At 70.4% G+C, this 12,352-nt stretch carries 12 protein-coding genes; 9 read left to right on the plus strand and 3 right to left on the minus strand.

Features of this window, described 5'->3' with window-relative positions:
* The first annotated feature begins 7 nt into the window (after positions 1-7).
* From I4J89_RS40775 to I4J89_RS40800, 6 genes are read left to right on the plus strand one after another with little or no spacing between them, the layout of a single operon-like run.
* Entirely contained in the window at positions 8-1,024 is a 1,017-nt protein-coding gene (locus I4J89_RS40775; RefSeq protein WP_196419571.1) for a hotdog family protein, read from the plus strand.
* Between the two features lies 1 nt (position 1,025).
* A complete protein-coding gene (locus I4J89_RS40780) occupies positions 1,026-2,108 on the plus strand; it encodes a beta-ketoacyl synthase N-terminal-like domain-containing protein (protein ID WP_196419572.1) in 1,083 nt (360 codons plus the stop codon).
* Positions 2,102-2,611, plus strand: coding sequence for a 3-hydroxyacyl-ACP dehydratase FabZ family protein (locus tag I4J89_RS40785; protein WP_230860448.1), 510 nt, complete (start codon positions 2,102-2,104; stop codon positions 2,609-2,611). The genes I4J89_RS40780 and I4J89_RS40785 overlap by 7 nt, the downstream gene beginning before the upstream one ends.
* A gap of 18 nt (positions 2,612-2,629) precedes the next feature.
* Entirely contained in the window at positions 2,630-3,376 is a 747-nt protein-coding gene (fabG, locus tag I4J89_RS40790; RefSeq protein ID WP_196419573.1) for a 3-oxoacyl-[acyl-carrier-protein] reductase, read from the plus strand.
* A gap of 40 nt (positions 3,377-3,416) precedes the next feature.
* The gene (locus tag I4J89_RS40795) at positions 3,417-4,130 is read left to right on the plus strand and encodes a 2-hydroxychromene-2-carboxylate isomerase (RefSeq protein WP_196419574.1); all 714 of its coding nucleotides are present in this window, start codon (positions 3,417-3,419) and stop codon (positions 4,128-4,130) included.
* A gap of 10 nt (positions 4,131-4,140) precedes the next feature.
* The gene (locus tag I4J89_RS40800) at positions 4,141-5,823 is read left to right on the plus strand and encodes a phytoene desaturase family protein (protein WP_309238693.1); all 1,683 of its coding nucleotides are present in this window, start codon (positions 4,141-4,143) and stop codon (positions 5,821-5,823) included.
* Positions 5,824-5,884: 61 nt separating this feature from the next.
* On the opposite strand, the gene I4J89_RS40805 is transcribed toward I4J89_RS40800, so the two are convergent.
* Positions 5,885-6,703: a thioesterase II family protein gene (locus I4J89_RS40805; protein WP_309238694.1), complete on the minus strand. Its 819-nt coding sequence runs from the start codon at positions 6,701-6,703 to the stop codon at positions 5,885-5,887.
* Between the two features lie 135 nt (positions 6,704-6,838).
* Between I4J89_RS40805 and I4J89_RS40810 the strand changes: the two genes are divergently transcribed.
* Positions 6,839-7,057 (plus strand): MbtH family protein, encoded by a 219-nt coding sequence (locus tag I4J89_RS40810; RefSeq protein ID WP_196419588.1) that lies wholly within the window; start codon positions 6,839-6,841, stop codon positions 7,055-7,057.
* Between the two features lie 87 nt (positions 7,058-7,144).
* On the opposite strand, the gene I4J89_RS40815 is transcribed toward I4J89_RS40810, so the two are convergent.
* On the minus strand, positions 7,145-8,284 hold the full coding sequence (locus tag I4J89_RS40815) for a tryptophan 2,3-dioxygenase (RefSeq protein WP_196419577.1): 1,140 nt from the start codon (positions 8,282-8,284) through the stop codon (positions 7,145-7,147).
* 60 nt (positions 8,285-8,344) lie between these two features.
* A complete protein-coding gene (locus I4J89_RS40820; RefSeq protein WP_196419578.1) occupies positions 8,345-9,346 on the minus strand; it encodes a methyltransferase in 1,002 nt (333 codons plus the stop codon).
* Between the two features lie 428 nt (positions 9,347-9,774).
* Here I4J89_RS40820 and I4J89_RS40825 point away from each other — a divergent pair, with 428 nt between their 5' ends.
* Together I4J89_RS40825 and I4J89_RS40830 are read left to right on the plus strand one after the other, a co-directional pair.
* Positions 9,775-10,824 (plus strand): hypothetical protein, encoded by a 1,050-nt coding sequence (locus I4J89_RS40825; RefSeq protein WP_196419579.1) that lies wholly within the window; start codon positions 9,775-9,777, stop codon positions 10,822-10,824.
* 273 nt (positions 10,825-11,097) lie between these two features.
* Complete coding sequence (locus tag I4J89_RS40830) at positions 11,098-12,324, plus strand: glycosyltransferase (RefSeq protein WP_230860450.1); 1,227 nt, start codon at positions 11,098-11,100, stop codon at positions 12,322-12,324.
* The last annotated feature ends 28 nt before the right edge of the window (positions 12,325-12,352 follow it).

Below are 12,352 nucleotides of genomic sequence, written 5' to 3' on the forward strand. Positions count from 1 at the left end.
ATGATCTGTGGGGGAACTGTCGGACAGCGTCGTGAAACACCTGCTGCAGTCGCCGACCACCAGCGAGCTGCGGCCGGGCTACGAGGGTGCCAACATCGGCACGATCATCGGGTTCAAGCACGTCAACTACCTGGTCGAGCAGGGCATCATCGAGCACTTCCGAGCCGCCGGCGCCCCGGTCGGCCGGCTCTACGACGAGCACGGGCTGGGCTTCGACGTGCTGGAGCTGGACACCCGCCTGCAGACCGCGTTGCTGGTGGACGATGTCGCCACGGTCGAGGTCGTGCCGGACACCCCCTCCGACAGCAGCGAGTTCGTGTTCAAGGTGCAGATCCGGGTCGTCCGGGACGGGGCTGAGAAGAAGGCCGTGACGTCCAAGGCACGGGCCGTGCTGCGCCGCGACGACCGGGTCACCGACCCGGACCCGATTCCCGAGGAGCTGGGCCGGTTCGTCACCGACCACATCGGCACGCAGGCGCTCGAGCGGTTCGACACCGAGCCGGTCGCCCGGTCCGCGGCGGATGACATCACCACGGACCGCGGCACGAGCGACGATCCGGTGATCGCCCGGCTGACGGACGGCCGCAACGCGTTCGGCTGGAAGTGGCGGATGCCGTACTTCTACTGCCACTTCTTCGACCGCGTGCAGATGTCGGGTTACCTGCGCCAGATGGAGGAGGTCGTGGACCGCTTCCTGGCGGCGCGCGGCCTGTCCATCAAGCCGATGCTGGACGAGCGCAACTGGATCCCCGCGGTGACCCGATCGCACGTGCGGATCCTCGACGAGACGGTGATGGAGGAGGAGCTCTACACCGTCTACACCGTCGAGTCGATCTTCAAGGACCTGCTCTACACCTCGAAGATGGATTGCTACGTGCTGCGCGACGGTCAGCTGTTGCACACCGCGACCGGAACCATCACGCACGCGTACGGCGTGGTCGAGAACGGCCGTGAGGGCCGGCTGGTGAACTTCGACGACCGGGTCCGGAGCGCGCTCGAGGGCACCCGGACGGGCGCGGAGTGAGATGACCACCGTTAGCGTGCCCGCCCCGGTCATCTCGGCGTGGTCCGCCGTGTCGCCCTTCGGGATCGGCGTCGACGACTTCGCCGAGGGGTTGCGGTCAGGACGGCCCGTCCTGACCGCACCGGCGAGCGTCGAGGGTGTGCCGCCGGGACTGTCCGTGGGCATGGTGCCGGACTTCGCCGTGCGCGAGGTCCTCGGCCGGAGCGGCACCCGGGGGATGGACCGGCTGACCGGTCTGGCCGTGGTCGCGGCGGGGCATCTGACCGAGACCGGTGACCTACCTCCGGGCGAGCGCGTCGGGGTGGTGCTGGGTACCACCACGGGCAGCCAGCAGAGCATGTCGGACATCACGCGGGACACGCTGATCCACGACAAGCCCTTCTACATCGAGACGGCGCACATCCCCAACGCGATCATGAACTCGTCCGCCGGTCAGTGCGCGATGCGTTACGGCCTCAAGGGTCCGAACGCGACGGTTGCCGCGGGGCGGGCCTCGACGCTCTCGGCATTGATGTACGCGCGCCGGTTGCTCGCCGCCGGCCGGGCCCGCACCGTGTTCTGCGGCGCGGCGGAGGAACTCTCCTCCGCGCGCGCCTGGTGGGAGTGGCACGCGGGGTCGCTCACCGGCGGCACACCGCCGCTGGGCGAGGGCTGCGTGCTGCTCCGGTTGGACGCCGCGCCGGACGAACCGTCCCGCGGCGGCCTGGCGCGGCTCGTTGCGGTCGAGTTCGCCACGCACGGCGCGGAGTCCCCGGCGCAGAGCGTCGAGTACTGCGTGCGGCGGGCGCTGGACCGCGCCGGGATCATGCCCGAGGCCGTGTGGGCCGTCGCGGCCGGCACCTCGGCCGAGGGCCCGGACACCACCGAGTGGGACGTCCTGGCCAAGATCTTCGCGGGCCTTCAGCCGTACCACGTCGACTGCCTGGCCACGGTCGGCGATACCGGCGCGGCGAGCGCCGGGTTCCAGCTCGCGGCCGTCCTCGCCTCCGCCACCTGGACACCGGGCGTGGCCGGGCGGTACGCGGCGATCACGGCGCTGGACGGCGACGGGTCCGCCGGGTGCGCGGTGGTGCAGCTGTGCTGACGTCGCACACGGCGCTCAGCGCCGCCGCGATCCGGCGCTTGCTCCCGCACCGGTATCCGATCCTGCTCGTGGACCGGGTGCTCGAGCTGGAGCCGGGCCGCCGGTTGGTGTCCGTGAAGGCGGTCACCTGCAACGAACCCTGCTACGCGCGGCTCGGCCCGGACGCCGGCGACGAGGAGCTGGCCTATCCGGCGACGCTGCTCGTCGAGTCCTGGATCCAGTCCGCGGGCGTGCTCGGCGGGTCCGCCGACGTGGCGGTACAACCCGGGGACGACCGGGTGATGCTGGCCGGCGCCCTGAACGGCGTCGAGTTCCACCGCCGGGTGTACCCGGGTGACCTGGTACGGCACGAGGTCGAGCTGTCCCGTGCCATCGGCGAGACCTTGCTCTTCGAGGGCAGCAGCTCGGTCGGGGACGAGGCGGTCGTCACCTTCGACCGCTGCGTGGTGGCCTACCGGCCCGCGGCTCAGCTGCGCGTTCCGCCAGTGACACGCGCGCCGTAACGACAACGAAGGAGCGGTATGTCAGACAAGGCGACCCGGGTGGCCCTGGTCACCGGCGGTACCCGAGGGATCGGCCGAGCGGTGGTGGAGGCCCTCGCCGCGGACGGCTATGCCGTCGCGTTCTGTTACCGCAGCGACGACGAGGCCGCACGGGAACTGGAGAAGGTCCTGGCCGAGCGAGGCCACCGGACGTTGTCCCGGCGGGTGGACGTCTCGGACACGGCCGCGGTGCGAGCCTTCGTGGCCGAGACCGACGAGCAGCTCGGACCGATCAGCACGGCGGTGACCTCGGCCGGCATCACCCGCGACAAGGCGCTCGCGCTGATGAGCGACGAGCAGTGGCGAGAGGTCATCGACGTCAACCTCAACGGCGTCTTCAACGTCTGCCGCGCGGTCGCCTTCGACATGATGAAGCGCCGCTCGGGCTGCATCATCACCATGTCGTCGGTGGCGGGCGTGTACGGCAACCCCTCGCAGACCAACTACTCCGCGGCCAAGGCGGGCATCATCGGCTTCAGCAAGGCGCTGGCCAAGGAGGTCGGCCGGTACAACATCCGGGTCAACGCCGTCGCGCCGGGTTACATCGAGACCGACATGACCGCGGACCTGGCCGAGAAGGTCAAGGAGCGGGCGCGTCAGGCGATCGCGCTGGGCCGGATGGGGACCGCCGAGGACGTTGCCGGAGTCGTGTCCTACCTCGCCTCCGACCGCGCGTCCTACGTCACCGGCGCGGTGCTGCACGTCGACGGCGGCATCGCCCTGTAACGCGTCACCATCCCGAGCCCGCGACCGGAAAAGGATCACCATGCGAACCCCAAAGCGCCCACGCTTCTTTTTCTCGTTGCGCAGCCCGTACTCGTGGCTGGCGTACCGGGACCTGACCGAGCACTTCCCGGACGTGGCCGACGCCGCTGAGTGGATCCCCTTCTGGGAGCCGGACGAGACGACGTCGACGATGCTGGCAGCGGCGAAGATCGAGCTCCCGATCGTGGCGATGTCCCGGGCCAAGAACTTCTACATCCTGCAGGACGTCCGCCGGCTGACCCGGGCCCGTGGCTGGGACGTCACCTGGCCCATCGACAAGGACCCGGTTTGGGAGATCCCGCACCTGGCCTACCTGCTCGCCGACGACGCCGGCAAGGGACGCCAGTTCATCGACCTCGTGTACCGCGCCCGCTGGCAGGAGGGCCGGGACGTCTCGCTGCGTACCACGGTGGCCGAGATCGGGGACGAGCTGGGCCTCGACGGTGATCGGCTCGCCGCGGCGTCGGACGACCCGCGGCTGCGCGAGCGCGGCGTCGAGTGCCTGCGCGCTTCGTGGAAGGACGGGCTGTTCGGAGTGCCGTTCTTCGCCTACGGCAGGGAGAAGTTCTTCGGCCTCGACCGTCTCCGCACCTGGGTGGCGACCGTCCGCGGCGTGGACGCCGCCGAGGTCGGCGCGCCGTGGTGGGAGTACGAGGCGGCACCGATCTTCTCCGACCCGGGCGCCGACGGCGGTCCGGCCGGCGGCTGCGCCTGAGATGCCGGAGGTGGATGACGTGCCGTCGCGGCACTGGGACGCGATCGTCGTCGGCGCGGGTCTCGGCGGCCTGGTGTGCGCCGCGTACCTGGCCGCCGACGGCCGGCGGGTGCTCGTCACCGAACAGCATGACGTGGCGGGCGGTAACAGCCACGTCTTCCGGCGGCGTCGTGCCTACGAGTTCGACGTGGGCGTGCACTACCTGGGCGACTGTGGCCCCGGTGGCGTGCTGCCGGCCATTCTCGCCGGGGTGGGCCTGGCCGGCCGTGTGAACTTCCTGCCCATGGACCAGGACGGCTTCGACCGCATCGAGCTGCCAGGGCTGACCATGGACATGCCGGCGGGATGGCGGGCGTACCGGGACCGGCTGGTCGCCGCGCTGCCCGGCGAGGCGGCGGGCCTGGACACGTTCGTGGGCATCTGCTCCGCGGTCGGCACCGAGATGCGCGACACTCTGCTGTCCCCGGTCGAGTTGACCATCCAGGATCTGATCGCCACCACACCTGCCACGGTGGCCTGGTCCCGACGGCCGCTCGCGGAACTCTTCGACCATTGCGGGCTCTCCACCCGGGCCCGTTCCGTGCTGGCCGCCCAGTCACCGAACTACGGTATGGGCCCGGCACAGGCCACGGTCGGCACCCACGCGATGGTGACCGACCACTACCTGCGCGGCGCCTACTATCCGGAGGGCGGCGGCCAGGTCTTCGCCGCCTCACTGGTCGAGGTCGTCGAGGCGAACGGCGGCGAGGTGCGCACGCGTTGCCGGGTCGAGCGGATCCTCGTCGAGGACGGCAAGGCGACGGGCGTACGGATCCGTGGCGAGCGCGAGCCGATCACCGCGCCCCTCGTGGTGTCCAACGCCGACTACCGCCGTACGGTCCTGGAACTGGTCGGGCCGGAGCATTTCCCGGCCGGAGTGGTGAAGCGCACCCGGGCGGCCACCATGGGCATGCCGTTCGTCACGCTCTACCTAGGACTCAAACGCGCGCTGCCGTCGCGGCCCAACGCCAACGTCTGGTGGTACGACATCGACGTCGACGAGTACTACAAGCGGCTCGAGGCGGGGGAGCAGGGTGACGTCCCGTTCCTGTTCCTGTCCTTCGCGTCGCACAAGGACCCGGGCTCCGCGACGGTCTGCCCGCCCGGTCACACGAACTTCCAGGCGATGACGCTCTGCCCCTCGGATTACGCGCCCTGGGGCGTCGAGGAGGGGCCGGCGCACGGCAAGCGCTACCGCCGCAACCCCGAGTACCTGGAGAGCAAGGCGCGGATGACCGAGCGGATGCTCGACAGCGCCGAGCGCGTTCTGGGTCCGTTCCGCGGTGACCTGGCACATGTCGAACTCGGCACCCCGCTGACACATGAGCGCTACACGCTGTCCACCGCCGGCACACCGTTCGGCATGGCGCAGTGGGGCAGCGGATCGGGGCGGCCGGACACCCGGACGACCATCGACGGCCTGTTCGTGGTGGGCGCCAACACCCGCTACGGCAGTGGGATCACCGGGGTCGCGGTGAGCGGGATCAGCTGCGCGTCACAGATCCTCGAGCGGCGGCTGCTGCCGGAGGTGCATGCCGGCACCGTGCTGGGCGATCCCGGACGGCTGCCCGACCGGTCACCGGGCTGGGACCCGCTCCTGATCTCGCGAGGCAAGGACCGGCACGACGCCCGAGGGCTCGCCGGTATCGGCTGACTTTCCAGGCGGGCCCGGCTCTGCCGGCCCGCCTCAGCCGGCCCGCCTCAGCCGGCCCGCCTCAGCCGGACACCGCCCCGGCGGGGATCGTCATGTGCCGGGGCAGGCCGGCCCAGACGTCCGGCGTGTAGAAGTGACCGCCCGGCAGTTCGGTGACCACGCATCGGCCGCGCGTCAGGGCCTGCCAGCCCTGCACCGCCGCCCGGTCAGCCACCGGGTCCTCCGTGCCGAACAGAACGTTGATGTCGAGGTCGAGGACCGTGCCCGGTGAGTAGCGGTAGCTGTACGACACCCGAAGGTCCGCCCGGAGCAGGTCCACCGCCATCTCCCGTAGGTCGGGCTCGGCGAGAATCACCGGTGACACCTGGCCCGTGTCCCGCATCCAGTCCAGCAGGCTCTCGTCGGGGTCGGTGGCCAACGGTAGGTGGCTCTGCTGGTCGGCCCATTGCGACGGCGGCTCGGACGCGGACACCACCAGGGCGTACGGCCCCGGACGGGCTGATCGCCGCAACCGTGCCGCCACGTCGAAGGCGAGCCAGCCGCCCATGCTGTGGCCGACGAGGACGTACGGGCGGTGGACGAACGACGCCAGAGACTCGGTCACCTCGCCGGCGAGTTCCTCCCAGTCGGCGGCGTACGGCTCTCCGAAGCGGGACTCCCGGCCGGGGTAGCACACCAGCACCAGCTCCACGTCGTCCGGCACGGCATGGGTCCAGGGACGCATGGGCGAGGTGCCACCGCCGCAGAAGCTCAGACAGACGAATACCCGGGAGGCATTCGGCCGCGGCTGCGGATAAATCAGTGTGGGCGTTCCTGCATACATTGCCGACCCCTTCGTATTATCCGAGAAGATCCCTGCGACTGTTTGAATCTGCCGCATCCGAAGTCGTACCGGGAGGCTCTATTCGGTTCTTCTAAACGGTGCGGCGAAGCGATGCGCGAGCCGCTTAGCATCAGTCGAGTCGGGGTGAGCCATCCCTGTTCGCCGCGGCCGCGGCGAACAATCGAGGAGGAAATCGTGAGTAATCCGTTCGAGGACGACGAGGCCGACTACTTTGTTCTCGTCAACGATGAGGGCCAGCATTCGCTGTGGCCCGCGTTCGCCGAGGTACCGGCGGGCTGGGAGCAGGTATTCGGCCCGGCGAAGCGCCAGGCGAGCCTCGAGTACGTCGAGCAGAACTGGACGGACATGCGGCCGAAGAGCCTCATCGCCGCGATGGAGGCCGCGTCCTGAGACCGGTCCACCGCGGAACCCGATGCGGCCCCTCCGGCTCGAGCCCGCGGGGCCCCCACGGGTTCCCCGGGTGGTGTGCCCGTCCGCTCAGCGGTAGATGAAGTCCAGCATGGTGCCGGCCGGTGCGGCCGGTCCGCCCGTCACGGCGGGCACGTCCTTGTGGACGAAGCGCTTCAGGTAGCCGGCTCCCTCCGTGCCGCCGGATCCCTTGATGTCCGCGAGGTAGCGACGGCCGAAGCCGTAGTGCCGCCCACGCCAGGTGAGCAGCGTGGCGTCGGTCCGTGCGAGCGCTTCCTGGAGGCGGCGCAGGCCCGAGTCCCGTACCGCCTCGCGCAGACAGCGCTGACCGCGCGACTCGGCGCTGAGCACGTGTGACAGGTGCGGGAAACGCTCGTACACCTCGGCCTTGCGCGCGTCGAAGCCGTAGAGCACGAGCTCCATCAGGTGGTAGTTCAGCGACTGCACCGCGCTCGCCGCCCCGGTCGCGTCGCGGAACGTCAGGAACATGTCGGGTGTGAGCGTGCGGAGCGCGTGGAAGATGTGATTGATCAAATCGGCGTAGTGGCCGAGCAGGTCGACCCAGCGCACCGCGTCCGAGGGCCGCTGGGCGATCTCGCTCATCGCTTGGCAGGCGATCCACCGAACGGCGTAGAACGCCAGCTCGCAGGCGTGCACGGCCCGCAGGAAGATGTGCTCGTGGTGGTCGTCGGACATGCGGAAGCCGGAGCACTCGACGAGCAGGAACATGCGCCAGCGTGCCTCCTGGTCGCGGGCTGCGGCCGCCACCACCTCGGATCCCCGGGTGAGACCGGCCTCGTCGACGGGCAGATCGCCGACCGCGTCGAGGAGTACGCGCAGCCGGGCCAGGCGCTCCTCTCCGGCGGTACCCTCGGCCTCCTCGACGTCGAGCAGCCGTTCCAGAGTGGCGTGCAATGCCAGCACCACGCCGGTCAGCCGGTTCTCCCGGTAGGCGTCCAGGAACCAGCCGTAGACGTGCAGGTCGGTGTATCGGTAGTACTCGGGGATCTCGTCCTCGTCGTCGAAGGAGCGGGTGAGCAGCCACAGCACCTCGCTGTCAGCCTCGCCGGGATCGGACAGCGCGGCTCGGTGCAGTGCGGCGAACTCCTCCCGCTGCGTGGCGGTCAGCGCCAGGCGGCCGGTCTTGTGCTGGGTGGCGACCAGGCTTGAGCACCGGTCGGACAGCCGTAAACGATCGTTGAGGACCATCGTTTCCTCCGGGGCTTGGGGGGGCCGGGCGGCAGAATGTGCCGCCCGGCCGAGGCCTGATCAGCGCGTGCGCTCGCCGACGATCAGGTGCTTGTCCTGCGTGGAGCGGCGGATGTCGCGGTGCGTGAATCCGGCCGCGGTGAGCAGTCGCCCGAACTCGTCGCCGCTGCGATGGCGGCCCTGGGTCTCGATGTGCATCGAGAGGTTCATCACCGCGGTGGACAGCGGGCCGGTGTGAGCGTCGTCGAAGAGGCGGTCCGAGATCAGCACCCGGCCGCCGGCGCCGCATGCCTCGTACGCCTTGCGCAGCAGCGCGACGCAGGTGTCGTCGTCCCAGTCCGAGAGGATGTAGCCGAAGTGCAGGCAGTCGCCCTGGGGCAGCGGATCACGGAAGAAGTCGCCGCCGGCGAAGCGGAGCCGCCCCTCCAGGCCGTGGCGGTCACGGGTGGCCAGCAGGTGCGGCTCGACCTCGGGCAGGTCGAACACCGTCACTACGAGACCGGGGTTGGCACTCAGCGCCTGCACGGCGAAGGCGCCGCTCGCGCCGCCGACGTCGACCAGGTGGCGGGCGCCGGAGAGGTCGGCGAGCCGCACCAACTCCTCGGAGACGCTGTAGGTCAGCTGCCACATGGCGGTCAGGAACTGCCCGGTCGAGGCCTCGTCGCGGTAGATCGCCTCGAACGGCGCGGGTGCCTCCGCGTCGGCGGCGGCCTTGCCCTTGACCAGGTACTCGTCCAGCTTGCCGATCTTCTCGGCGGTGCTCTCCACCAGGTAGGTGAGGAACGTGCCCAGGTGCTGCGGGTGGCCGTTCTGCAGATACGGCACATACGCGGCGACCATCCGGTAACTCGTTGCCTCACGGGTGAGCACACCGACGGCGGCGAGGACGGTGAGCAGTCTGTCGACGGTCTCCGCGTCGGCTCCGGCGCGGGCCGCGACGTCGGCGGCGGAGCGTGGCTGCTCGGCCGACAGCGCATCGAGTACGCCGTATTTGTCGGCAAGGTGCAGGACGTGCGTCGAGAACAGTCCGTAGACCGCGGAATCCAGTACCGGGTCGCTCATCGGCGGCCTCCGTTGATTCGTGCTGGGGTTGGAGACGACGGCGGTTTCCACGGCGTACGAGCACATTTCCGGCGCGCCGAGGAATGTGCTCGCGGTCATCTGGTCGCTCGGGGTAAATGCGTCCGTCGTCATTGCGTGCCTGTCACAGGCAGCAGGAGCCTCGCATTTCACGACTCGCCGGAGTCCGTGGAATTCAATTCTTCGATCGTCGAGACCGGCCGGATCGCGCTGTGCCGGTCGGCCGGCCTTGTCCGGTCCGCCCCGGATGCGGTCGTGTCATGGTTTCAAAAATGGAATGTGCGGACGTCGGGGCGAGTCGAAGGCAGGACGTGCCGGCCGTTGTCCGGTAGCGGTGTCCAAATGAGACAACTCTCACCCCGCACCGTTTCTCAGCCGACTCACAGCTCGAGCCCGGAAGGATCGCGGTCATGGCCGAAGACGTTCTGCCCCGAGCCGACACCGCGCCGGTGGGACTGCGCCAGCAGTGGCCGCGGTGGGCTCCGTCGGCCGCCGCCGCGTCGGGGATACTCGGCGTCGCCGTCGGGATCGGCGCGCTGAACGGCGAGCATCGTCTTGCTGGGCTGCCCGGCCTCGCGGTGCCCGGTGCCGTGGTGCTGCTGTTCGGCGCGATCATGGCGGCCGGCACCGTTCGCCCCTGGGGCCGTCGGCTGCCGCACCGCGTGGTGACCTTCTCGCTGTGGACAGTCGCCGGCCTCTGCCTGACCGGCAGCTGCTGGTTGCTGCTCAACCTCTGTCAGCTCGCTCTTCAGGGCACCGTCACCAACCGCGCCGGCGAATCGGACTGGCTGCCCTTCGGCGAGCGCCTCGCGCTGACGCTCGTCGGGGCGCTCATGGTGTCGACGGCGCTCGCCCGGCGGCGAAGCGTGACCTGTGCCCGCTGCGGAGAGGTCCACCCGGTCGTGACACTGTCGACCCGCCCGGCGGACCCCCGTCCGGCGCCTCGGCGGGTCCGGCGGATCGCCTACGCGGGTTGCCTCGCCTGGCTGCCGTACGCCGGTCTGCACACGCTGGGTGCCTTCGGTGTGCCGGGCATCGAGCCCCACGGCGACCAACCGCGGACGGATGTGGCGATCGTGTTCTGGGTGGCCATCGGTCTTGCGGTCTTCCTGCTGCTCGGACTGGTCAGCCCGTGGGGTCAGATCTTCCCCCGGTGGGCGCCCCCGCTCACCGGCCGCCGCGTTCCGCGGTTCCTGCCGATCGTTCCGGTGTGGCTGATCGCGCCGACCTTCGTGCTGTACGGGATCGGCAGCGGTGTCTTCGTCATGCTGCTCGCGTTCGGTGTGGTGACGTGGCGTGGCGGCGACACCGAGTTCGGCTTGATCGGATTCGCGCAGCCCGTCTCGTTCACGGGTTACGGCCTGGCGCTGGTGATCGCCGCGATCTCGTACCAGCTGCGTACCCGGCCCGTGCCGACCGCTGTGGCGCCGTGCCCCGGCTCGTCCCCCGGACGCGACTGAGAGGTCGGCCTCCAGCACGCGCAGGCGTGGCTGATGACTCGGTTGAATGCGTAGTCGCGCGGCCGAGCCGCAATTAAGGTCCGGTAAGTCGCCGGCCCGCGATTCGGCGCCGGATTGCGCCCGGACCGAATGTCGATCTCCGCGCGCCGTTCGTACCGATGGCTGTCTCCCCATTGGCGCGCCCGCGCGGTACAGTCGGCGACGCGCGCTTCTTCTCTGCTATTTCCGGTCGCCCAGAATTGTTGGAGGCATTCGTCGATGCGAATTGTGATCATGGCCGTTGGTAGTCGGGGTGACGTCGCGCCCTACACCGGACTCGGCGTGCGGTTGCAGGAGGCCGGGCACCAGGTCACCCTCGCCACCCACGGGCTTTTCGAGGAGCTGGTGCGCAGCCGGGGGCTGGGCTTCCACCCGCTGCCGCTGGACACCCAGGAGGAGATGACCTCCCGGCTGGCCGCGAGCGGCACGAGCAGCCCGCTCAAGGTGACGCTCGCGGTGAACAAGGTGGTGGCCGAGCACGCCGGCCCGATGGCCCAGGCGATGCTCGCGGCGGCGCGGGAGGCGGACGTGGTGCTGCTGACGCCGGCCGGCTGGATCGGCGCGCACGTGGCCGAGGGGCTGGGGCTGCCCAGCATGGGTGTCTACCTGCAGCCGATGACCCCGACGCGGGAGTTCCCGCCGTGCACGGTGACCACCCGGTCGCTGGGCGGGTGGGGCAACCGCAAGGCGGCGACGGCGCTGCGCGGCCTGGGGCAGCAGCCGTTCCGCAAGGTGGTCGACGAGCTGCGGACCGAGCTGGGCCTGCCGGTGATGAAGCCGGACGCGTGGCTGGCGCAGGTGGAGGCGGCGCGCTGGCCGATCTGTTACGGCTACAGCCCGGTCGTGGTGCCGCAGCCCGCGGACTGGCCGGAGTGGAACCACACCGTGGGCTACTGGTGGCCGGCTCCCGACCCCGACTTCAAGCCCGCGCCGGAGCTGGTCGACTTCCTCGCCGCCGGCCCGCCGCCCGTCTACATCGGCTTCGGCAGCATGCCCGTGGTCGACCGGGAAGCTCTCTCCTGGCTGGTCGTCACGGCGCTGCGCAGGAGTGGGCTGCGGGCGGTGGTGAACACCGGGTGGGCCGGTCTCGAGACGGCCGGCGACAACGTGCTGACCGTGTCGGAGGTGCCGCACGACTGGCTGTTCCCGCAGGTCGCCGCAGTCGTGCACCACGCCGGGGCGGGCACGGCGGCGGCGGGGCTGCGGGCCGGCGTGCCCGCGGTGCCGGTGCCGTTCATGGTGGACCAGCCGTTCTGGGCGCAGCGCCTCCAGGGACTGGGTGTCGCGCCGGAGGTGATCCCGTTCCGGCGGCTGAGCGCCGACCGGCTCGCCGGGGCGTTGACCGAGGCCGCGGGGCGCCCAGACTACCGGCGGCGGGCGGCGGACGTGGCCGCCCGGATCGCACGGGAGGACGGCGCGGCCGGCGTCCTGCGGGTGCTGGAGCAGCTGCCCCGCGGCTGAGAACAGACGCTTCAGGTAATTCAATCTC

The organism is Actinoplanes aureus (genome assembly GCF_015704865.1).
Classification (GTDB): Bacteria; Actinomycetota; Actinomycetes; order Mycobacteriales; family Micromonosporaceae; genus Actinoplanes; species Actinoplanes aureus.